At 53.3% G+C, this 559-nt stretch carries 1 protein-coding gene; it reads left to right on the forward strand.

Annotated elements, in window-relative coordinates; translation table 11 throughout:
• Positions 1–185: 185 nt before the first annotated feature.
• Positions 186–559: PhzF family phenazine biosynthesis protein (locus tag J5224_RS34490; RefSeq protein WP_264629326.1), on the forward strand; the 374-nt coding region annotated here is incomplete at its 3' end.

Consider the following 559-nt stretch of genomic DNA (forward strand, 5'->3'; position numbering starts at 1 on the left):
TGATGTTATTTAACCAACTGAAAAGAAACGTAAAGTTTCTTAAGGATGATGGGCTTTCATATGTTATCGGCATTCAGGTTTTTCGGTGAAGGAAATTCGCTCTCACACATCAATGATAGTAACGTTTATGGGGTCCTGACATCTCACAGGACAGCGCTAAGCCGCCTGACAATCAAGGAGTAACAATGTTAACCGTGGATTTTTACTTGGTCGATGCGTTCACGCAGCACACGTTTGGTGGCAATGCGGCAGCGGTATGCCCATTGGCAGCCTGGTTGCCGGATGAACGCCTGTTGCAGATGGCGCGCCAGCACAACCAATCGGAAACGGCCTTTTTTGTGCCGAGCGAGCAGGGATATGCGTTACGGTGGTTCACTACGCAGGGCGAAATCAACCTGTGTGGACATGCCACCCTGGCAGCAGCGCATGTGATTTTCACCGCCATTGGGCATGCGGGAGACACCATCCGTTTCTCGACCCGGTTCGTCGGGGAACTGACGGTCACGCGCAGTGTCGCAGGCTTGACGCTGGATTTCCCCGCCTGGCAGGCGGAGCCGGT

Source organism: Candidatus Symbiopectobacterium sp. NZEC135, from assembly GCF_025962695.1.